This window comes from Corallococcus sp. AB030 (assembly GCF_003668965.1).
GTDB classification, from domain to species: Bacteria; Myxococcota; Myxococcia; order Myxococcales; family Myxococcaceae; genus Corallococcus; species Corallococcus exiguus.
Genome location: NZ_RAWQ01000540.1, coordinates 1 through 379, shown reverse-complemented (window position 1 = coordinate 379; position 379 = coordinate 1). Strand labels below are relative to the sequence as shown.

Annotated in this window: 1 pseudogene; it reads left to right on the top strand. The window is 40.6% G+C overall.

Going from position 1 to position 379, the window contains the following annotated elements:
- Positions 1-265, top strand: a pseudogene (locus D7Y15_RS43975) (hypothetical protein); the annotation flags it as partial.
- Positions 266-379 lie beyond the last annotated feature (114 nt).

Sequence of the window (379 nt, the reverse complement as noted above, 5' to 3'; positions counted from 1 at the left end):
ACGTGAAGCGATTCCTTATCTGGACAAAGCCATGAAAGCTGGCGTTCAGGAAGCCTATCTTGCTGCAGCCAATAATTATATTGCGCTGGAACAGAAAAAAAATGCGGCTCAAACCTTGGCAAACTATAAAGTGAAATACCCGCAAGAAGCTGAAGTGGCAGACCGTCTGATTCAGGAAATTGAGAAACAAGGTCGCTGGAATGTTTGGCAAGTTCTGCAAACCGCAAATCAAGCTCCAGCTGCTGCAACGCCTAAAACGCCATAATCAGAATTTTTCTTCTTTCTCTGATTACAAATAGACTGCTACGGCGGTCTATTTTTATGAGAAAAAATTAGTAAAATACAAACCATTATCCAAACTTACAACTTAAATTCAGTG